The sequence below is a fragment of the Massilia soli genome (assembly GCF_016809835.1).
Taxonomy (GTDB): domain Bacteria; phylum Pseudomonadota; class Gammaproteobacteria; order Burkholderiales; family Burkholderiaceae_D; genus Telluria_A; species Telluria_A soli.
The window spans coordinates 580,421-597,042 of sequence record NZ_JAFBIL020000002.1 but is presented as its reverse complement, the minus strand read 5'-3'; the positions used below and the strand labels follow the sequence as shown (position 1 = coordinate 597,042).

At 64.0% G+C, this 16,622-nt stretch carries 23 protein-coding genes; 9 read left to right on the top strand and 14 right to left on the bottom strand.

Going from position 1 to position 16,622, the window contains the following annotated elements:
* Positions 1 to 94: 94 nt before the first annotated feature.
* The 3 genes from I4X03_RS07220 to map all read left to right on the top strand — a co-directional run bounded on the left by I4X03_RS07220 (position 95) and on the right by map (position 2,007).
* The gene (locus I4X03_RS07220) at positions 95 to 955 is read left to right on the top strand and encodes a universal stress protein (RefSeq protein WP_223467527.1); all 861 of its coding nucleotides are present in this window, start codon (positions 95 to 97) and stop codon (positions 953 to 955) included.
* A gap of 72 nt (positions 956 to 1,027) precedes the next feature.
* A complete protein-coding gene (locus tag I4X03_RS07215; RefSeq protein WP_223467526.1) occupies positions 1,028 to 1,240 on the top strand; it encodes a ParD-like family protein in 213 nt (70 codons plus the stop codon).
* Positions 1,237 to 2,007, top strand: coding sequence for a type I methionyl aminopeptidase (map, locus tag I4X03_RS07210; RefSeq protein WP_223467525.1), 771 nt, complete (start codon positions 1,237 to 1,239; stop codon positions 2,005 to 2,007). The genes I4X03_RS07215 and map overlap by 4 nt, the downstream gene beginning before the upstream one ends.
* Positions 2,008 to 2,071: 64 nt before the next feature.
* Here the strand turns inward: map and I4X03_RS07205 are convergent, their stop codons facing one another.
* From I4X03_RS07205 to I4X03_RS07185, 5 genes are all read right to left on the bottom strand, one after another.
* Complete coding sequence (locus tag I4X03_RS07205; RefSeq protein WP_223467524.1) at positions 2,072 to 2,626, bottom strand: glycine zipper domain-containing protein; 555 nt, start codon at positions 2,624 to 2,626, stop codon at positions 2,072 to 2,074.
* A gap of 97 nt (positions 2,627 to 2,723) precedes the next feature.
* On the bottom strand, positions 2,724 to 3,596 hold the full coding sequence (locus tag I4X03_RS07200; protein WP_223467523.1) for a M90 family metallopeptidase: 873 nt from the start codon (positions 3,594 to 3,596) through the stop codon (positions 2,724 to 2,726).
* The gene (locus I4X03_RS07195; protein ID WP_223467522.1) at positions 3,584 to 4,609 is read right to left on the bottom strand and encodes an LLM class flavin-dependent oxidoreductase; all 1,026 of its coding nucleotides are present in this window, start codon (positions 4,607 to 4,609) and stop codon (positions 3,584 to 3,586) included. The genes I4X03_RS07200 and I4X03_RS07195 overlap by 13 nt, the downstream gene beginning before the upstream one ends.
* Entirely contained in the window at positions 4,606 to 5,367 is a 762-nt protein-coding gene (locus I4X03_RS07190; protein WP_223467521.1) for a glutathione peroxidase, read from the bottom strand. Before I4X03_RS07190 ends, I4X03_RS07195 begins: the two co-directional genes overlap by 4 nt.
* A gap of 172 nt (positions 5,368 to 5,539) precedes the next feature.
* Complete coding sequence (locus tag I4X03_RS07185; protein WP_223467520.1) at positions 5,540 to 6,154, bottom strand: winged helix-turn-helix domain-containing protein; 615 nt, start codon at positions 6,152 to 6,154, stop codon at positions 5,540 to 5,542.
* A 308-nt stretch (positions 6,155 to 6,462) separates the two neighbouring features.
* On the opposite strand from I4X03_RS07185, the gene I4X03_RS07180 reads away from it, so the two are divergent.
* From I4X03_RS07180 to I4X03_RS07170, 3 genes are all read left to right on the top strand, one after another.
* On the top strand, positions 6,463 to 6,714 hold the full coding sequence (locus I4X03_RS07180) for a hypothetical protein (RefSeq protein WP_223467519.1): 252 nt from the start codon (positions 6,463 to 6,465) through the stop codon (positions 6,712 to 6,714).
* 219 nt (positions 6,715 to 6,933) lie between these two features.
* On the top strand, positions 6,934 to 7,953 hold the full coding sequence (locus I4X03_RS07175) for an OmpA family protein (RefSeq protein WP_223467518.1): 1,020 nt from the start codon (positions 6,934 to 6,936) through the stop codon (positions 7,951 to 7,953).
* 60 nt (positions 7,954 to 8,013) lie between these two features.
* Positions 8,014 to 8,973 (top strand): YihY/virulence factor BrkB family protein, encoded by a 960-nt coding sequence (locus I4X03_RS07170; protein WP_223467517.1) that lies wholly within the window; start codon positions 8,014 to 8,016, stop codon positions 8,971 to 8,973.
* On the opposite strand, the gene I4X03_RS07165 is transcribed toward I4X03_RS07170, so the two are convergent.
* From I4X03_RS07165 to I4X03_RS07155, 3 genes are all read right to left on the bottom strand, one after another.
* Positions 8,948 to 10,171 (bottom strand): AI-2E family transporter, encoded by a 1,224-nt coding sequence (locus I4X03_RS07165; protein WP_370660490.1) that lies wholly within the window; start codon positions 10,169 to 10,171, stop codon positions 8,948 to 8,950. The two genes, I4X03_RS07170 and I4X03_RS07165, sit on opposite strands and share 26 nt — an antisense overlap.
* Before the next feature lie 67 nt (positions 10,172 to 10,238).
* Positions 10,239 to 10,553: a BON domain-containing protein gene (locus I4X03_RS07160; RefSeq protein WP_223467516.1), complete on the bottom strand. Its 315-nt coding sequence runs from the start codon at positions 10,551 to 10,553 to the stop codon at positions 10,239 to 10,241.
* A 64-nt stretch (positions 10,554 to 10,617) separates the two neighbouring features.
* Positions 10,618 to 11,163, bottom strand: a complete 546-nt coding sequence (locus tag I4X03_RS07155; protein ID WP_223467515.1) for a hypothetical protein — start codon at positions 11,161 to 11,163, stop codon at positions 10,618 to 10,620.
* 245 nt (positions 11,164 to 11,408) lie between these two features.
* Between I4X03_RS07155 and I4X03_RS07150 the strand changes: the two genes are divergently transcribed.
* From I4X03_RS07150 to I4X03_RS07140, 3 genes are all read left to right on the top strand, one after another.
* The gene (locus tag I4X03_RS07150; protein ID WP_223467514.1) at positions 11,409 to 11,876 is read left to right on the top strand and encodes an outer membrane lipoprotein; all 468 of its coding nucleotides are present in this window, start codon (positions 11,409 to 11,411) and stop codon (positions 11,874 to 11,876) included.
* Positions 11,877 to 11,950: 74 nt separating this feature from the next.
* Positions 11,951 to 12,103, top strand: coding sequence for a DUF3309 family protein (locus I4X03_RS07145; RefSeq protein WP_223467513.1), 153 nt, complete (start codon positions 11,951 to 11,953; stop codon positions 12,101 to 12,103).
* A gap of 65 nt (positions 12,104 to 12,168) precedes the next feature.
* A complete protein-coding gene (locus tag I4X03_RS07140; protein WP_223467512.1) occupies positions 12,169 to 12,597 on the top strand; it encodes a hypothetical protein in 429 nt (142 codons plus the stop codon).
* Between the two features lie 10 nt (positions 12,598 to 12,607).
* On the opposite strand, the gene I4X03_RS07135 is transcribed toward I4X03_RS07140, so the two are convergent.
* From I4X03_RS07135 to I4X03_RS07110, 6 genes are all read right to left on the bottom strand, one after another.
* Positions 12,608 to 13,762 carry a patatin-like phospholipase family protein gene (locus tag I4X03_RS07135; RefSeq protein WP_223467511.1) on the bottom strand — a complete coding sequence of 385 codons (1,155 nt, stop codon included), beginning with the start codon at positions 13,760 to 13,762 and terminating at the stop codon, positions 12,608 to 12,610.
* A gap of 135 nt (positions 13,763 to 13,897) precedes the next feature.
* The gene (locus I4X03_RS07130) at positions 13,898 to 14,323 is read right to left on the bottom strand and encodes a hypothetical protein (protein WP_223467510.1); all 426 of its coding nucleotides are present in this window, start codon (positions 14,321 to 14,323) and stop codon (positions 13,898 to 13,900) included.
* Between the two features lie 26 nt (positions 14,324 to 14,349).
* Positions 14,350 to 14,736 carry a phage holin family protein gene (locus I4X03_RS07125; RefSeq protein WP_223467509.1) on the bottom strand — a complete coding sequence of 129 codons (387 nt, stop codon included), beginning with the start codon at positions 14,734 to 14,736 and terminating at the stop codon, positions 14,350 to 14,352.
* A gap of 18 nt (positions 14,737 to 14,754) precedes the next feature.
* On the bottom strand, positions 14,755 to 15,096 hold the full coding sequence (locus I4X03_RS07120) for an ElaB/YgaM/YqjD family protein (protein ID WP_223467508.1): 342 nt from the start codon (positions 15,094 to 15,096) through the stop codon (positions 14,755 to 14,757).
* Positions 15,097 to 15,129: 33 nt separating this feature from the next.
* Positions 15,130 to 15,672, bottom strand: coding sequence for a ferritin-like domain-containing protein (locus I4X03_RS07115; RefSeq protein WP_223467507.1), 543 nt, complete (start codon positions 15,670 to 15,672; stop codon positions 15,130 to 15,132).
* 25 nt (positions 15,673 to 15,697) lie between these two features.
* Entirely contained in the window at positions 15,698 to 16,609 is a 912-nt protein-coding gene (locus I4X03_RS07110) for an OmpA family protein (protein ID WP_223467506.1), read from the bottom strand.
* Between the last annotated feature and the right edge of the window lie 13 nt (positions 16,610 to 16,622).

Below are 16,622 nucleotides of genomic sequence, written 5' to 3'. Positions count from 1 at the left end.
GAAGGGCCAAGTCTAGGAGTGCTTACGCCCCGTAACATTGAGCGATATCAAAAGATCAATCGGACTGAAGAATTCACCACGACGGAGGTAACAGATGGACTACAAGACGATCCTGGTGCATGTCGACGATGGCGCGCGTTGCGCCGACCGGCTTGGCGCGGCGGCGGCCATCGCCAGGCGCAGCGGCGCGCATGTCATCGGCGCCGCGCTCAGCGGCGTGTCGCGCTTCCTGTACCAGGCGATGCCATCGGAAGCGAACGACCCGACCCTGGCGCTGCATCTCGACTTCCTGCGCGAGCGCGGCCGCGATGCGCTGGCCCTGTTCGACGGCCACATGGCGGCCAGCGGCGTGCCCTCGTACGAGGGCCGCCTGATCGACGATGAAGCCGGCGCCGGCATCAGCCTGCACGCGCGCGCCGCCGACCTGGTGGTGATCGGCCAGGCCGAGCCCGGCCAGGCCACCGCCCCGCTGATGGCCGACTTCCCGGCCTACGTCGTGATCCACTCGGGGCGGCCGGTGCTGCTGCTGCCGTATGCCATCGGGGCAGCCGATCCCGGCCGCCATGTGCTGGTGTCGTGGGACGCCAGCCGCGAGGCGGCGCGCGCGATGCAGTTGGCGATCCCGCTGCTGGCGCGCGCCGACTCGGTCACGATCGCCGTGTTCGACACGCGCAGCGGAACCCGCACGGTGGCCGACGCGACCGCGGCCGATCCGGTCCGCTACCTGGCCCGGCACGGCATTCAGGCGACACTGACGGTGGTGCCGGTCGAGCAAAAGCGCGGCCACCGGCGCCACGAGGTGGGCGATGCGCTGCTGACGCTGGCCTCCGATCGCGGCGCCGACCTGCTGGTGATGGGGGCGTACGGCCATTCGCGCTTCCGCGAAACCATCCTGGGCGGCGCCACCCGCACTGTGCTCGAAGGCATGACCGTCCCGGTACTGATGGCCCATTGACGGAGGCAAGCCGGCTTGCTTTTCTATGCGGAACGTATACAATTCGCATACGAAACGTATATGGAGCAACAAATGGGCATTGTCAACATCGACCAGGACCTGCACGAGCAGCTGCGCAGGGCCAGCAAAGTATCTTGCCGTTCCATCAACGCGCAGGCGGAATTCTGGATCAAGGTCGGCATGCTGTGCGAAACCAACCCGACCCTCGGTTTCAGCGAGATCATCCGGCGCGAGTACCAGTCCGCCGGCGTGTCCGCCGACCAACCGATGCTGAGCGCGGCATGACCAAGCAGCCGCACGAGCTTGCCCTGATGGCCGAATCGGGCCGCCTGCTGGCCCGCGTGTTCGGCATGCTGGACCGGCTCCAGCTGGCTGGCATGACGACGCTGCAGGTCGACACCCTGGTCGAGCAGTTCATTGTCGGCGAGCTCGCGTCGCGGCCCGCCAGCAAGGGCCAGTACGATTACGGTTTCGTGTTGAATTCCTCGGTCAACCAGGTGGTATGCCACGGCGTGCCATCGCAGGCGGAGGTGCTCAAGGACGGCGACATCGTCAATTTCGATGTGACGCTGGAAAAGAACGGCTATATCGCCGACTCCAGCAAGACCTACCTGGTGGGCGAGGTCGACCTGGCCGCCCGGCGGCTGGTTCAGACCACCTACGAAGCCATGTGGAAAGGCATCCGCGCCGTGCGTCCTGGCGCGCGCCTGGGCGACGTCGGCTGGGCGATCGAGCGCCACGCCAAGCGCAACGGCTATTCGGTGGTGCGCGAATACTGCGGCCATGGCATTGGCCGCAAGATGCACGAAGAACCGCAGGTGCTGCATTTCGGCGAGCGCGGCACCGGCCTGGTGCTGCGCGAGGGCATGGTATTTACGATCGAGCCGATGCTCAACAAGGGCGGGCGCAGCGTCAGGACCGAGGCCGACGGCTGGACCGTGGTGACCCGCGACGGCTCGCTGTCGGCCCAGTTCGAGCACACCGTTGCGGTGACCGCGGCCGGCGTGTCGGTGCTGACGCTGCGCCCCGAGGAAGCGCGCATGACGGCCTGAGCAGGACCTGATGCAGCAACAAAAAACCCAGCACGCAGCTGGGTTTTTTGTAGGCGGCGTACGCTTAGCGCACCGGTACCGGGATGCTCAGCGGATCGAAGTCGACCCAGTCGCCATTCTCCACGGTGCCTTCGGCGCGTTCGATGTGGTGGGCGCCGACCCGGCGCAGCACCTCGAGTGCGCGGTCTTCGTCGGCGCCGTCGGGCAGCGCGACGGCCAGCAGCATGCCAGACATGCGCGGCTCGACGCGGTTTTCGCCGCCCTCTTCGCGCTCGCCCGCATCTTTCATTTTCGAGAAACTGAACAGCGATCCAACGTGGGCGCCGAGCAAGCCGCCGACGACCGGTCCGATCGGGCCGGTCACTGGCGAAGTCGCCGCGCCGATGGCCAGGCCGACCGCGCCGCCAGCCACTGCGCCTTCGACCACGCCTTCCGGCGTTTCCTTGGCGCCTGGCGACAGGATGTTGTCGCCGCCGATTTCGGTCAGGTCGTGCTGCCCCGGCTGGTTAACGAAGAAGCCGCTGATGCGGTCTTCCGGGAAGCCCGCGTTGACCAGCTCGCGGCGCGCCAGGTCGACTTCGTCCTGGAGCTGGAAATGACCTGCAATAATTGTGGACATGCTCAAACCCTCCTGCATCAATGATGTTCTCAGGATGCGCCTTTTGCCCGGATTTCTCTGTTCGCTAACGCACTAATGGGTCCGAAACGCGATCGCGTCATTGCCACTGGCCATACGCCGGCTGGCCGTAATACGCGGCCGGCTCAGGCGCAACCGGCGGCGCCAGCCAGGCGCGCGGGTCGACCCGGTAATAGCGCAGGAACTGGTCGAACAATTGCGGGTGATGGCTGGCCATCTCGTAGGGCCGCGCGAAAAACGCTTCGGTGGCCACCGCGAAGAACTCGGCCGGGCTGCTCGCGCCGTAATGGTCGAGCACGCTCTGCTGGCGGTACATCGCGTCCACCTGAAGGTTGGCGAAGTCGCGCGACAGCACTTCGGACCAGCGCTGGTAGCTGGCGCGGTCGCCCAGCCAGGGCGCGCCGTTGTTGCTGCCCGACTCGCTGTCGAGCTGGTGGGCGAATTCATGCAGCACCACATTGTGGCCTTCGGTCCAGTTCAGGGTGCCTTGCAGCACATGGTCCCAGGCCAGCACCACCCGGCCATCGCCCCACGATTCGCCCAGCAAGTCCTGGCGCGCCTCGGTGACGACGCCGGCGGCATCGACGTGCTTGCGCGGCGCCATGAACGCGCTCGGATACACCAGCACGGTCTCGAGGCCGCCATAGACCCGGCTGGGCCGGTTCAGCAGCAGCATGCAGGCCTGGGCGGCGATGGTGACGCGCACTTCATCGTCGATGTGCTGGCCGGCGCAGCCGATAAACTTCTTCTGGTACAGGAACTGCTTGATCAGGCGCTGCAGCTGCAGCTGCAGCGCGCCGTCCATGTGGCGGTACACCGGGACGTTCGCGTCGAGGATCTGCAGGTGGTGCGCCGACATCGGCTCGGCCAGCGCGCGCCGCAGGCGCCACTTCGGCAGCGCCAGCGCGCCCAGCACAAGGGCCGCGGCCAGCGACAGGATCAGCGCCTCCATGGGCCCTCCGCCGTCAGTTCGAAGGTCTGCGCCAGCAGGCTGTAGGAACGCGACCGCACCGCGCGCTCGTGCGCCCAGGTGTTGACGACCAGTTCGTATAAATCGAGCCGCGCGGCCAGCGCGCGCAGCGTTTCGGCGACCTGTTCGGCACTGCCGGCGATGGCGCTGCGGCGCATCTCGGCGATCCGGTCAAGCTCGGCCGTGGTGTAGGGATAGGCGGCGGCGTCCTCGGGCGACACCAGCGGCCCGGGCAGGCCCTGCTCGAAGCGCACGCGCCAGTGCTCGCGGGTCTGCAGCTGGTGCAGCGCTTCCTGTTCGGTCTCGCAAGCGAGCGCCCACACGCTGATCGTCGCCTGCGGGTGCGGATAGCGCTCGCTTGGCTGGTAGTTGCTGCGGTACAGGTCGAGCGCCTGTTCGACGCCCTTGCCGTCGCTGAAGAAATAGGCGAACGAATACGGCAGGCCGAGATGGGCGGCGAGCTGCGCGCCATACAGCGAGCTGCCCAGTATCCAGATGGCCGGGCTGCCGGCGCCCTGCGGCTGCGCGCTGATCGCGCGGTACGGATGGTCGGGCGGCAGGCGCCGGCCCTCGACCCAGTCGCGCAGGTCGAGCACCTGCTGGGGAAAGTCATCGGCGCCCGGGGTGGCGTGCGGGTTCAGCGCGCGCGCCGTCAGGCGGTCCGATCCCGGCGCGCGGCCGACGCCCAGGTCGATGCGGCCGGGCGCCAGCGCTTCCAGTACCCGAAACTGCTCGGCCACCTTGAGGGCGGAATAATGCGGCAGCATGATGCCGCCGCTGCCGATGCGGATCCGGTGGGTGGTGGCGGCGATCGCCCCCATCAGCACCTCGGGGGCGCTGCCGACGATGCTGGTGCTGTTGTGATGCTCGGACAGCCAGTAGCGGCTGTAGCCGAGCGCGTCGCAATGGCGCGCCAGCGCCAGCGAGGCTTGAATCGCTTCCGCAGCGTCGATACCGGCGATGGCCGGCGACTGGTCGAGGACGGACAGCCTCATGGCGTGCCGGAAACCGCAGTCGAGGCCAGGTGCTGTTCGAGGGCGTCGGCGTCGCCGATCAGGGTGCCGCCGATGAAGACCTGCGGCCAGGTCGAGGCGCCCGCCACCGCGCGCAGCACGCTGGAATTGATGTGCTGGCTCTGCGAAATATCGGTGTAGCGCAGGCCGCGCTCATCCAGCGCCGCCTTGGCGCGCGCGCAGTGCGGGCAGCCAGGCTTGGAAAATATGACCACCGGCTCGGGCACCTTGGCCTGCGGATTGAGGTAGCGCAGCATGGTTTCGGCGTCCGATACTTCGAACGGATCGCCCTCCTTCTCCGGCTCGATGAACATTTTGTCGATAATGCCGTCGCGCACCAGCATCGAATAACGCCACGAACGCATGCCGAAGCCGAGGTTGCGCTTGTCCACCAGCAGGCCCATCCCTTCGCTGAAGTCGCCGTTGCCGTCAGGAATGAAGGTGATGCTGGCCGCGTCCTGGCCCTGTTTCCATTCATTCATGACGAAGGCATCGTTGACCGCCATGCAGACGATATCGTCGACGCCGCTGGCGCGAAATACCGGCGCCAGCTCGTTATAGCGCGGCAAGTGGCTGGACGAACAAGTCGGGGTGTAGGCGCCCGGCAGCGAGAACACGATCACGGTCTTGCCCTTGAACAACTGCTCGGTGCTGACATCCTGCCACTGGTCGTGCGGCCTGGCCTTGAACGTGACGTGCGGGACAGGTTTGCCTTCCAGGGATTCGGGAGTCGGTAACATGATGGTGTGCCTTTTCGAAGATGTTCGTGGGTGGATGGCGTCAAGGGCGCCGCAGTGGCTCAGGTGGGGTGTGTTGGCGTCTTTTCAATCATTGCTTCGCAAAATGCAAAACGCCGCGGCACCAGGTGGTGCGGCGGCGTTGCTCGGGCGAAGGACAGGGCCCGGTCGGGAATTACGAGTTGCCTTCTTGCTTGGCATTCGGCGCGGCGCCGAACAGCGCTGCCACCAGCGGGTCGCGGGCCACCGGGCTGCGGTTGACGCGGATCGCATAATGGGTGTCGTCGGCCAGGATGTGGAAGTGGCGGCCGCTGCCTGCCATGCTCTGCTCGCGCAGGCCTGGACGCTCCTTGCGCGGAGCGGCGCCTTCGCGCTTCGGCTGCACGATCGCGGCCAGGAAGGCCTTGACGCGCTCCGGGTCTGGCGAGATCTGGTAGACCGCCTTGCCCAGGTAGGTAGCGGTGCCTTCGATATAGCGCGCCAGTTCGATCACGCCCGCTTCGCGCAGGTCGCGGATATATTTACGTGCGCCGGACGGCGAAAACTTCAGGAACCAGGCGATTTCGTCTGCCAGCATTTCGTGGGTCGACAGTTCCTGGATCAGCTTTTGCATATTTTCAATCCGGCGCTGGGTGGCCGAGGTCGAACGCACGCGCTCAATCGGCGCCATCGAAATCGGGGCACGTTCCGCCGGCTGAGGCGCGACGCGCTCGATCAGGGTGGAATTTGCCGAGCGCGAGACATTCATGTCGCCTTGCGCCGCGTGGGATTGAGGTGTCGTTGCATGCATGTTGAGTTACTCCATCTTTAAGATAGTCATGTGGTACGAACCGCCTATGCCATTTGACTGCCTGACAACATCGCTGGTTCCGTACTCCTTGTGATGAAGAATGCCTGTTTCACATCTTCAGGTCTGTGCGCCATCGAACATTCAAGAAATTTCCTGCCTCCCGTCATCTTTTTCTGACGATCATGAAAGCAGGCGCTGCTGTGTGCGTTCCCGTACAGAGCGAGCGGGTCAAAGTATTTATTCTGTGGTTGTCCGCGCTGCAAGCGTGCGCAGCGACATCGATGAACAATTTTTATAAGGAAGCCACCATGAAGATCACCCTACTGGCAGCACTGATGGCCGTCGTCGGCCTGACCGCTTGCGAAAAGACCGAAAGCACCACCGTTATGCCGCCATCGACCACCGTCGTTGAAACCCCGGTAGCCTCGCCTGCCGTGGTACCAGTGCCAGTACCAGGCCCTGCCGGCGCGCCTGGCGCTCCTGGCGAAAAAGGCGAACCTGGTGAGCCAGGCAAGGAAGGCGATACCGTCATCGTCGTTCCGGAACAGCCAGCGAAGTAAGCTTTCGTAGTAACAGACCGCGCTGTACCCGATAAGTTCAGGTACAGCGCTTTTTTTCGTCCTGCGTTGTCCGAAACCCACGGTTTGTTGTAAAAAAATGACAACCAACGCGTCACCGGAACCCGCCGCGCCAAACGGTTGAACTCGTGCCCGTATTCTCCAGTCGAACCTCACAGAACACTGTCAACAATTACGTTTGATTACATTTTGGGAGTTCCTGTGAACAATATTAAAAATATCGCCCTTGCTGCCGGCCTGAGCTGTTGCGCCGGCGCCATCGCCCAGACCGTCAACCCCTCCTGGTACATTCAGCCCGGCATTACCTATGCTGAACCGGACACCGAGTTCGGCGTCGACGAGCGCGACTACGGCGGCAGCCTGCGCCTTGGCAAGCCGCTGTCCGACATGTGGGACCTGCAGATCGGCGCCAGCCATGCGCGCACCGAGACCGGCCCGGCCAGCTACCGCCAGTCGCTGCTGGGGGCCGACGCGCTGCTGATGATGTCGCGCCGCACCTTCCGCCCATTCCTGCTGTTCGGCATCGGGATCCAGCACGACAAGGTCGACAACCCGCTGCGCCGGGTCCATGCGACCTCGCCCTATCTCACCGCCGGGCTCGGCTTCCAGGTGGGATTGACCGAGCAGTGGTCGATGCAGGCCGACCTGCGCAGCGTGCGCGGGCGCCTGCGCCATGACGAAGATTTCGGCTTCGACAAGTCCAACAATAAATACCTGACCATCGGCTTCAATTACGCCTTCAACAAGCCGCCCGCACCGCCGCCGCCGCCCGCGCCCGTCGAGCAGCCGGCGCCGCCGCCCGAGCCGGCCCCGGTGCCGCCGCCGCCGCCGCCGCGGTTTGAAAAAATCACGCTGACGGCCACCGAGCTGTTCGAGTTCGATAGCGCGAAGCTGGGTCCGGTACAGCCGCGCCTCGACGAGATCGCCGCCGCGCTGACGGCCGACCCGTCGATCACCGACGTCGACATCACCGGCTACGCCGACCGCCTGGGCTCGGAAAAATACAACCTCACATTGTCCGAGCAGCGCGCCAACGCGGTGCGCGATTACCTGGTCGCCAAGGGAATCGATGGCGCACGGTTGAAAGCGTACGGCAAGGGAGAGACCAACCCGGTGGTAACCTGCGATAACAAGAACCGGGCTGAACTAATTAAATGCCTGGAGCCGAATCGCCGCGTCGAGGTCGAGCAGATCACGATCGAGCGGCGGATCTCGCCATAAGCCGGCCGGTGACAACCCGGGGCAAATCCTGCCCCATTTATTTTTTTAGGAGAACGATCGATGGATGTAGCGAAGGACTGGGCGCCGAGTTCCACAAAAATGGTACAACTGCTGCGTTGCACGGTGACCGAATGGTTCGCCGACCGCGCCGCCAGCAAGGGAGCGGCGCTGGCCTTCTACACCCTGTTTTCGATCGCGCCCATCCTGGTGGTGGTGATCGCCGTGGCCGGTTTTTTCTATGGGCATGAGGCGGCCCAGGGGCAATTGATCAGCGAGCTCAAAGGCCTGGTGGGCACGCAAGGCGCCGAAGCCGTGCAGCTGGTGCTGGCCGGCGCGCGCGACAAGGAAAGCGGCATGTGGGCGACCATTGTCGCCACCGCCCTGCTGCTGTTCGGCGCCACCAGCGCGTTTGCCGAGCTCAAGGACAGTCTGGACGAGATCTGGAATGTCCCGCCGCCCAAGAACGCCAGCTGGTGGAACATCGTGCGCACGCGCCTGCTGTCGTTCGGGCTGATCCTGGTGCTGGGCTTCCTGCTGATGGTGTCGCTGGTGGTCAGCGCGGTGCTGGCGATCCTGGAAAATTATTTCACCGGCGTGTGGCAAAACGCCACCGTGCTGCTGTCATGGATCGCCCATCTGATCAGCTTCCTGGTGATCGCCACCCTGTTCGGCACCATCTACAAGCTGCTGCCGCGCATCAAGCTCTCGTGGAGCGACGTGGTCGTCGGCGCGCTCGGCACGGCGGCCCTGTTCACCCTGGGTAAATTTGTGATCGGACTGTATATCGGCAACAGCGGCGTGGCCGACAGCTTTGGCGCCGCCGGCTCGATGATCGCGCTGCTGCTGTGGGTGTATTACTCGGCGCAGATCTTCTTCCTCGGCGCCGAGTTTGCCCGCCAGTATGCGCTGCAGCTGGGCAGCCTGCGCCACAAGTCGGACGAGGAAACCGGCGCCGCCAAAAAGGCGGAAAAAGTCGAGGAATACCAGGCCAATCTTACTCGCCCAACAGCTCCGCAATAACTTCCATTCCTTCGATCCGCTCGGCGACGACCTTGATCATCACGACCACAGGCACGCCGAGCAGCAAACCCCACATGCCCCACAGCCAGCCCCAGAACAACAGGCTGACGAACACGGCCGCCGCATTCATCTTGGCGATGCGGCCGGTCATCCAGGTGGCGATCAGGCTGCCGACCAGGGTGGCGATCGCCAGCGACGTGCCCGCTACCAGCAGCACCATCTGCACCGATTCGAATTGCATGAAGGCGGCCAGCGCGGTCAGCGAGGTGATCAAGAGCGGGCCGAAATACGGCATGATGTGCGTCAAGCCCGCCACCACCGCCCAGGCGCCGGCATTTTCCAGCCCGATGGTGCGCAGCGCAACCCACATCATCAGCGCCAGCAAGGTATTGGTCACCAGCAGCATGAACATGTAGTGCTGGATCGAGGTATTGATGTCGTCCAGGATGTGGACCGTGACCTTCTTGCGCGTCAGCGAGGGCCCGGTCAGCTTGACCAGCTTTCGCTTGAAGGTATCGCCCGCAAGGAGCAGGAAGAACACCAGGAAGATCACCATCGTGGCCTGGGTGACGAAGGTCACCAGTCCCATCGAGCCGGCCAGCACCCAGTCCATCACCTTGAAACTGCTGCTGGCGCCAACGGCCGGCGGCGGCTTGCGCGGCGCCGCGCGCTTGCCTTCAAGGCCAGCGCTGGCCGTGGCCTGCTCGATCTGGTTGGCGGCGGCCTGGACCTGCTGGATCGTGCTCGGCTGCCCGCCCGAGGTCTTGGCCAGCACCCGGGTGAGCTTCTCGGTAATCTGCGGCAGCTCGTCGATAATATTGAAAAACTGGTCTTGCACGCGGTGGATCACCAGCCCCATCATGGCCACGATCAGCACGGTGACCAGGGTCGCGCCGATGGCGCGCTTGATGCGCCAGCGTTCCAGCCAGACCACGACCGGATTGAGCGTATAGGCGATGAAAATGCCAAGCAGCAGCGGCACCAGGAATTTCTGCGACCACTGCAGGGCGAAAATGAAGGCGACGGTGGCGATGATGCCCAGCGCAAGGCCGCGCGCATTGACGTGGACCGGCAGGCGCAGGTGGGCCGGGTGGCCCGGCGCGGCATCGGGGAAATCGGAACTGGCGGCGCCGTTGACATTGGCGTCCACGACGACTGCGTCGGTGGCGCGAACCGCTTGCGTGTCTGCTACTTGCATGGTGAATTCACAAAAAAAAAGGGCCGGCCAATTGGCCGGCCCGGGATTGGTCCGGCCGGACCAATGTTTATTTTACGCGTACGTCATTCTTTACCGACTTTACACCCTTGATGCCGCGTGCGATATCAGCAGCGCGCGATGCGTCGCCTGGCTGAGCCACGAAACCGGACAGCTGAACTTCGCCCTTGAAGGTTTCGACGTTGATTTCGGTTGCCTTGACGTTAGGGTCGGCAGCGAAAGCAGCTTTTACCTTGCCGGTGATGACGGCGTCGTCGATGTACTCGCCGGTACCTTCACGCTGTGCCGTTGGTGCGCAAGCAACCATGGTGGTCAGGACGGATGCTGCGATCATCATGTGAGCGATGCGTTGTGCGATTTTCATGGTGTAACTCCTTCAGTGGTTAATCAAAAAATGCTCAAATGAGCTGGTCGGTACGGCGACAGCCTTACTTTCCGTACTGGTTTTTCGCGGTAGTGACACAAGTGTCCTTGGCCGCACCGGCAAACGCATCACACTTTTCCAGTGCGACTTTGTATTCAGCCGTTCTTTTATCGTCGCGCGCATCGTTGCGCGCTTCAATGGTCTTCCGGTCGGCGCGGGCGTCGGCCTGGGCCGCCACCAGCGTTGCCTTGGCTTGCTGCAGGCAGACATCCTTCTCGTTGCCGGTCACGGCAGCGCACTTGGCCTTGTCGACATCAAAATAGGCCGAGGCAATCCGCAGGCGCGCCTGGGTGTAGGCCTTCAGCGTGTTCTTGTAGTGCGCCTGGGCTTGTTCGTCGGCGTGCACGCGGATCGCTTTCGCTTCGGCCAGGCAGACATCCTTCGGGATGCCGGTAATCAAGCCGCACTTGGCGCGCGAGGTCTTGTATTCCAGGGCGGCGCGGTCGCGCGCTTCGTTGTACGCAACTTTCGCTTCCGCCGTCGCTGCCTGGGCCAGCCCGGACATCCAGGCGCCGCTACACAGCAGGGCAATGGCGAGGTGAGCTCTCATATTGTTTTCTCTCCAGTTATCAAAACGATCAGTATGTTGATGTTTTACGCGTGTTGCGCTTACTGATCTGTACGCTGGCGAACACAGGAGTTTTTATTTACGCAAACGTGCCGACGACGCAACGCAAACGCGCATGAAAAAAATGAACTGGTGAGAAATCGCTGTGTCCAAGGTGCGGAAACGCACAGACCTTGTCAAACTGGCAGGACTATCCTGAGCTCACACATTTGCAAAAGGAGAACAAAATGAAATCCACAAACACCAAAATCGCCACACTGATGATTGCCAGCGCAGCACTCCTGGGTGGTTGCGCAAGCACCTCCTCGAATCCGTACAACACCGGCAGCGTCTACGGCTCGCCGTCGACCGCGGCGATGGGCTACGGCACCATTGACTCGATCCAGGTCACCCGCGGCTCGGCCAGCACCAGCGGTACCGGCGCGGTCGTCGGCGGCCTGGTCGGCGCACTGGTGGGTAACCAGGTTGGTAGCGGCAGCGGCCGTACCGCAGCAACGGTCGCCGGCGCGGTCGGCGGTGCAGCACTGGGTAACAAGGTCGAAGGCGACCGCGCAGCCAACAGTGGCCGCGACATGTACCAGATCAATATTCGCATGGACAACGGCGAGTACCGCTCGGTGATGCAGGACAGCGTCTATGACCTGCGCGTGGGCAACCGCGTCCGTATCGTCGATGGCCGCGCTTACCGCTATTAATCGACCGATCTGACAGCAGTCACACACAATGATGGCGAAGCTTATCTCGTCTGGAAATTACTGAGGAGCTACGCATGGGAACAATACTGCTGATCATTCTGGTCCTGGCACTGATCGGCGCGCTGCCGACCTGGGGCCACAGCAAAAACTGGGGCTACGGGCCAGTCGGGATCACCGGTGTACTGGTGATCATCCTGATTATCCTGCTGCTTACCGGGCGGTTGTAAAGCAAGTCGAACCGGCGCCGCGTGCGCCGGTTTTTCTTTTCCAACATACGTTTACAGGAGCTGACATGAAATTTCCGAAGCACAGTTTGCTGCACGCGATTCCCGCCGTCCTCACCCTGATGCTCGCTGCTGCGACTGCGCAGGCCCAGCAGGCCGACCAGCCTGCCGCGTCCGCGACAGCACGGGCGCAAGCGGACGCCACCGTGGTGGCGCAGGATTCAAGCGACCAGAACGTCCCGGCAGCGACCGCACGCAAGCAGGCCGCCGAGGTTGCCAGTGGCGATCCGCAGCGCTGGTACCGCGAAGACATGACAGCGGCGGCCCGCATGCGCACGATGCAAAAGGAAATTGCCGCCGGGCTGCAAGAGGCGCAGGGAAATTGCAAGCGCCAGCCGACCGCCGAGCGCGCGGCCTGCATGAAGGCGGCGCGCGCCACCTATCAGACGGAAATGGCGCAAGTCCGCGCCAGGTCGATGGCCGGCGCCGCCCAGTAACGCGGCGACCCTAGCCGGGCTGGCCGTGGCGGCGGTCGCGGTCCGACGGCAGCTCATGCACCACGACTGCCGTGTCTTCTTCCACGCGCCTGAGCCAGGCCGCGTCGCCCACCGCGCGCATGCCATCGGCGTAGCCCTGCCCCCAGCGCCAGTCGATCGAGCCCTTCGAGAAATTGATGTCTTTCGCCGCCATGTGCCAGTCGCGCCCGGAATACGGCAGGCGCACGATGTGCAGCGTGCTTTCGCAGCCCAGCGCCGCCAGTTCGCGCTCATCCTCGACCGTGCGCTGGTCCGGCGGCAGCCGCGTGTACAGGTCGCGCAGCTTGTCCTGCAGGCGGTGCGTCTTGGCGTAGTCGGCGATATGGCGGGTCGAGCGCGAGGCGTACACCACGTCTTTCTGGCGTGTCTCGACCTGGTCGAGCGTGGTCGGCTCGGGACCGTGCGCGCTCCACAAGTCGACCATGAAGCACAGCGCATCACCTTCCTGCAAGGTACCGAGCACCGATTCGAGCGGCGTGTTCGAATACAGTCCCCCGTCCCAGTACAGCTCGCCGTCGATGCGCACCGGCGCGAAGGCCGGCGGCAGGCTGCCGCTGGCGCGCACATGGTCGGGACCGAGCCGCATGGCGCGGCTGTCGAAATGGGTCAGCTGCCCGGTCGCCACGTTGACGGCATTGACCGTCAGGCGCGTGCTTTCCGGACTGTTCAGGTAGTCGAAGTCGACCAGCTCGGCCAGGGTTTCTCCCAGCGCCGTGGTGTCGTAGAACGATGCCGCCTCCGGCTCGACTGCCAGGCCAAACCCGAAGCCGCTGAACAGGCGCGGCGTGAAGAAGCCGGGCACGCCCTGGAACACGGTCTGGGTGGTGCCGAAGCGGATATGGGTGCGCCGTTCGGCGTCGCTGATGCGCGACATGTCGACCAGGTCCTGGCGCGACACCCGTTCCCAGAAACTGCGCACCCGCGCCAGCCGGTCTTCCTTGGGGTTGCCGGCGATCAGCGCCGCATTGATGGCGCCGATCGAGGTGCCGACGATCCAGTCGGGAGCCAGCCCGTGCTCGTGCAGCGCCTGGTACACGCCAGCCTGGTAAGCGCCGAGCGCGCCGCCGCCCTGCAGCACCAGCACGATGCGCAAGCCGCGCGGGTTCAGCTCATTCGGCGCGCTCACGGGAATGCCTCGCCGCCAGCCGTCAGTTGGTTAGAAACAAGTAAGCGCATGCGGTTCCCATAAAAAAAGCGGCGCCGAATCTGCGATTGCGACGCCGCCCAAGCCCCACCATAAAAGAAAGTATGTTGCTGCCGCTTACACGTGCATGTGCGCGAAGCGCGCACGCAGGTAGTCGAGCGGCGCGCGCAGGTGGGCGAAGCGGTCCTGGTGGCGGTTGGCATACCAGCCCGCGGCGGCGAGCAGCACCGCCACGCCGAGCGCAGGCTTGGCCAGCCGGCGGCGGTTGATGAAGCTCACGGCGCTCAGCGCGTACGGCATGATGGTGCCGACATTGATGCCGGTCGGCCGCAGCAAGCCATCGACCCTGGAACGCAGCGCGAACCCAGCGTGGTCCATGGCATTGTGGAAAATCGTCTCCGGCTTGGCCCCATGCTTGATGTGGGCCTTGGCCTGGACGATGCCGGCGCGGTAGAAATCGCCCTGGCGCAACAAGCGCGCCTTGCGTTCCGACGCGTCCGATGGTGCGCCGTCCTTTTTGATCAGTTCGCTGTTTTTGTCCATGTGGTTCCCCTCTTGTTATTGGCCGGTCACAGCAGCATGTCGCGGTCGTTCTTGAGTTCGTTCATCGTCTCGGGGAAAGCAAGCTTGCCCTCCTTGAGCATTGCCTTGGCCTTGAATACCAGGGCCGCGGTAATGGCGATGAATACCAGGAACATCACCAACAGGATCGTCCATCCCATCGATTCCCACGCCAGCGCGACGATTGTCGCGGTGCCGTACGCGATCGCGAACCAGCTGCACACCAGCGCCATCGCGCCGACCGCCACCAGTGCGATGGCGTGGTTGCGCACCTCGGTTAGCTCGAGTGCCGCCAGTTCAAGGCGCGACACCACGAGTCCGAGGATGTTTTTCGCCAGCCCGGTCAGGCCGCTAAACAAGCCGGGGCCATGTACTGTTGTCGTCGTGTTGTCCATGGCTTCTCCCGGCGTAAATTATTTGCGGCCCAGGATGACGCCGACCAGCAGGCCGACGCTCGCAGCGGCGGCGATGGTGCGCCATGGGTTGTCCTTAACGTAGACATCGGCGGTGTGTGCCAGTTCCTTGCCGCGTACCATAGCTTGACCCTGGTATTCCTTGCCCTTGCCCATGGCCTGGTCCAGCAGTTGCATGCCGCGGGCGCGCATTTCTTCAGCTTTCTCGCCGGTCAGCGAAGCGGCTGCGGTCAGCAGCGACTGCGCGTCCTTGACCAGGGTCTTGACATCGCTCTGGACGTTGTCGAGGTTGTGGTTCACTGCAGCCGAGGTGCCGTTGGTGCGGATATTGGTATCGATCATGATGGACTCCGTAGTTGATTAAAAAAAGGGGTATTACTGGGACAGAAGGTCGCGCATGTCATCCGCGTGCTCTTCTTCCACGGCCATGATGCCAACGAGCATCTGGCGGGTGGTTGGGTCTTTGTCGCCGATCGCGGCGATCATTTGCCGGTAAGACTCGATGGCGACACGTTCGGCGATCAGGTTGGCGCGCACCATGGCTTGCACGTCTTCCGATTCGTCGTACTCGGCATGGCTGCGGGCAGTCAGGGTGGCCGGGTCGAAGTTCGGCGATCCGTTCAGCTGGACGATGCGCTCGGCGATCGTGTCGGCGTGCTCCTGTTCCTGCTGCGCATGCTCGAGGAACTCGGCCTTGATGTGGCCGGTGTTCGGGCCGCTGACGGTGTAGTAATGGCGCTTGTAGCGCAGCACGCACAGCAGTTCGGTGGCGAGCGCGTCATTGAGCATGGCGATCACGGCTTCGCGGTCGGCTGCGTAGCCCTGGGTGACCGCGCCGTCGTCCATGTCGCGCGCCGCGGCGCGGATCGCCTCGACGTCGAATCCATGGCCGGCCGGCTGGTTGGTCTGTTCAGTCATCGTATCTTCCTTACGTTACATGCAATTAGCGTTGCGGAATCGTGCGGCCTTCGTTCGACAGCACGATCTCGACGCGGCGGTTCAGCTGGCGGCTGCTGGCGGTATCGTTCGACGCCACCGGATGGGCCTTGCCGTAGCCGCGCGCGGCGACGCGGTCGCGGGCCACACCCATGCCCAGCAGCGCATCGCGTACCGAACCGGCACGGCGCTCGGACAGGGCCTGGTTATACGCATCGCTGCCGGTGGAGTCGGTAAACCCTTCGACCAACACGGTGCGTTCCGGGTTCTGCACCAGTACTTCGGCCAGCTTGCGCACGGTGGCAACGCCGTTCGGCGTCAGCGTGGCCTGGTTGGTGGCGAACAGGACGTCGCCGATCGTGATGATCATGCCGCGTTCGGTCTTCTTCGCTTGCAGCTCGGCCATCATCGACTCCAGCTGGGCGGTCTTGGCCTGGGCCGCGCGCGCCATCGCTTCGGCGTCCGCTGCCTGGCGCTGCGCTTCGGCGGTCTGGGCCTGGGCGGCGGCGGCGGCGGCCGCTGCGTCTGCGGCGGCGGCGCGGGCACGCTCAGCTTCGGCGGTGCGCGCTTCCAGGCGCACCTGGTCGCGCTGCTGGCCGGCATTGGCGATATCGGCTTCAGCTGCCTTCTGCTTGGCGACTTCCTGGGCGATCGCGATCTTCTGCTTGGCGAGGTAGGCAAGCTTGTCGACCGTTTCCAGGCTTTCCTTCTTGGCTGCGGCGGCATTGGCCTGGTCCAGCGCATCGCTTGCCTGCTTGAATTCAAGCGGCGCGTAGCTCGCTACCTGCGGATTATTGTTCGCCGCGATGAAGTCGCCGCGGGCCTGGTCCAGCACAGGGGTGGTCAACGGGGTGCTGCTGCAGGCGGCAAGCATGACGGCGCTGGCGAGGATGGCCGATTTGAGCAAATGATGTTTCATGGTCGTTCCTTTA

Excerpts from the sequence above, each read along its gene's own strand:
- I4X03_RS07160 (WP_223467516.1), bottom strand. The coding sequence starts at position 10,553 with ATGAAAATCGCACAACGCATCGCTCACATGATGATCGCAGCATCCGTC.
- I4X03_RS07120 (WP_223467508.1), bottom strand. The coding sequence starts at position 15,096 with ATGATCGATACCAATATCCGCACCAACGGCACCTCGGCTGCAGTGAAC.
- I4X03_RS07155 (WP_223467515.1), bottom strand. The coding sequence starts at position 11,163 with ATGAGAGCTCACCTCGCCATTGCCCTGCTGTGTAGCGGCGCCTGGATG.
- I4X03_RS07110 (WP_223467506.1), bottom strand. The coding sequence starts at position 16,609 with ATGAAACATCATTTGCTCAAATCGGCCATCCTCGCCAGCGCCGTCATG.
- I4X03_RS07205 (WP_223467524.1), bottom strand. The coding sequence starts at position 2,626 with ATGTCCACAATTATTGCAGGTCATTTCCAGCTCCAGGACGAAGTCGAC.
- I4X03_RS07215 (WP_223467526.1), top strand. The coding sequence starts at position 1,028 with ATGGGCATTGTCAACATCGACCAGGACCTGCACGAGCAGCTGCGCAGG.
- I4X03_RS07165 (WP_370660490.1), bottom strand. The coding sequence starts at position 10,171 with ATGCAAGTAGCAGACACGCAAGCGGTTCGCGCCACCGACGCAGTCGTC.
- I4X03_RS07130 (WP_223467510.1), bottom strand. The coding sequence starts at position 14,323 with ATGGACAAAAACAGCGAACTGATCAAAAAGGACGGCGCACCATCGGAC.
- I4X03_RS07125 (WP_223467509.1), bottom strand. The coding sequence starts at position 14,736 with ATGGACAACACGACGACAACAGTACATGGCCCCGGCTTGTTTAGCGGC.
- I4X03_RS07150 (WP_223467514.1), top strand. The coding sequence starts at position 11,409 with ATGAAATCCACAAACACCAAAATCGCCACACTGATGATTGCCAGCGCA.
- I4X03_RS07200 (WP_223467523.1), bottom strand. The coding sequence starts at position 3,596 with ATGGAGGCGCTGATCCTGTCGCTGGCCGCGGCCCTTGTGCTGGGCGCG.
- I4X03_RS07170 (WP_223467517.1), top strand. The coding sequence starts at position 8,014 with ATGGATGTAGCGAAGGACTGGGCGCCGAGTTCCACAAAAATGGTACAA.
- I4X03_RS07185 (WP_223467520.1), bottom strand. The coding sequence starts at position 6,154 with ATGCATGCAACGACACCTCAATCCCACGCGGCGCAAGGCGACATGAAT.
- I4X03_RS07195 (WP_223467522.1), bottom strand. The coding sequence starts at position 4,609 with ATGAGGCTGTCCGTCCTCGACCAGTCGCCGGCCATCGCCGGTATCGAC.
- I4X03_RS07220 (WP_223467527.1), top strand. The coding sequence starts at position 95 with ATGGACTACAAGACGATCCTGGTGCATGTCGACGATGGCGCGCGTTGC.
- I4X03_RS07140 (WP_223467512.1), top strand. The coding sequence starts at position 12,169 with ATGAAATTTCCGAAGCACAGTTTGCTGCACGCGATTCCCGCCGTCCTC.
- I4X03_RS07180 (WP_223467519.1), top strand. The coding sequence starts at position 6,463 with ATGAAGATCACCCTACTGGCAGCACTGATGGCCGTCGTCGGCCTGACC.
- I4X03_RS07115 (WP_223467507.1), bottom strand. The coding sequence starts at position 15,672 with ATGACTGAACAGACCAACCAGCCGGCCGGCCATGGATTCGACGTCGAG.
- map (WP_223467525.1), top strand. The coding sequence starts at position 1,237 with ATGACCAAGCAGCCGCACGAGCTTGCCCTGATGGCCGAATCGGGCCGC.
- I4X03_RS07145 (WP_223467513.1), top strand. The coding sequence starts at position 11,951 with ATGGGAACAATACTGCTGATCATTCTGGTCCTGGCACTGATCGGCGCG.
- I4X03_RS07190 (WP_223467521.1), bottom strand. The coding sequence starts at position 5,367 with ATGTTACCGACTCCCGAATCCCTGGAAGGCAAACCTGTCCCGCACGTC.